Source organism: Gallicola sp. Sow4_E12 (assembly GCF_052116305.1).
Lineage (GTDB): Bacteria > Bacillota > Clostridia > Tissierellales > Peptoniphilaceae > JBQKLI01.
Genome location: NZ_JBQKLI010000050.1, coordinates 1 through 938 on the forward strand (window position 1 = coordinate 1; position 938 = coordinate 938).

A 938-nucleotide genomic window follows, 5' to 3' on the forward strand; every position below is an offset into this window, starting at 1 on the left:
TTTCACGATCATAGCCAGGAGATAGAAAAGATGAATAAAAACAACAAAAATACAATGGATAAGTTAAAAAAAGAAAATATTGATTTAAAGAAAAAGGCAGCTGCTTTAGAAAAAGAATTAAAGGCAAAAGAAAAAGAAAGAGACACCGCTTGGGCTCTTCTAGATCTTAAAAAAAAAGTGGATCAGTTATTGGAGACAAGCGATTTGGACGAGGATCCTACACATCGTTAAATGTAAGAAAACAAATTCTAAAGCTCATCAACGAAGCCAGATCCAAAGGAGCTACTCTTTTAGACTGCTGCAAGCTCATTTGTTTATCGGAAAGCACCTATAGAAGATGGCGAAACAGTCCTCTTAGAGAAGATAAAAGAACGACTGTGGATAAGTCTAATCCTAAGAATAAATTAAGCAAAAAAGAAGAAAATCAGATCTTTGAAGTCCTATTCGAGGAGCGGTTTGCAGACAAAACACCTCATAAAATCGTTCCACTTTTACTCGATCAGGGGATCTATATTTGTTCTCCTTCTACGATGTATCGCCGTATGAAAGAAGAAAAACTCACTCGAAAAAGAAATACGAATCAAAAAGAAAGCAAACCACGTTGTAAGCCGAATGTTATCGCATACAGACCGAATGAAGTGGCTGTTTGGGATATTACGTATCTTCCTACTTTGGTAAAAGGAATGTATTTTAAATTACTTGTTGTTATGGATTTATACAGTCGTAAAATTCTTGGAACACGTGTATTTGAACAAGATACCTTAGAACAATCAAAAGAATTTCTAAAAGAACTGGTGAAAGAATTAGACCTTAAAAGAGAATTGAAAGTACTTCACGGAGATAACGGTTCGACTTTGAAAGGAAAAACTCTTAGTGTTCTGTTAACAGAGTTAGGTGTTTTAGAAAGCCATTCAAGACCTCGAGTGAGCAATGATAAT

The 938-nt window shown here is 35.0% G+C and carries 2 protein-coding genes; both read left to right on the forward strand.

Annotation, left to right across the window (positions count from 1 at the left end; genetic code table 11):
* Positions 1 to 231, forward strand: a 231-nt coding sequence (locus ACTQ46_RS11090; RefSeq protein WP_441749887.1) for a hypothetical protein, incomplete at its 5' end; no start/stop codon positions are given.
* A 146-nt stretch (positions 232 to 377) separates the two neighbouring features.
* On the forward strand, positions 378 to 938 hold a 561-nt coding region (locus tag ACTQ46_RS11095), incomplete at its 3' end, for a transposase (protein WP_441749888.1).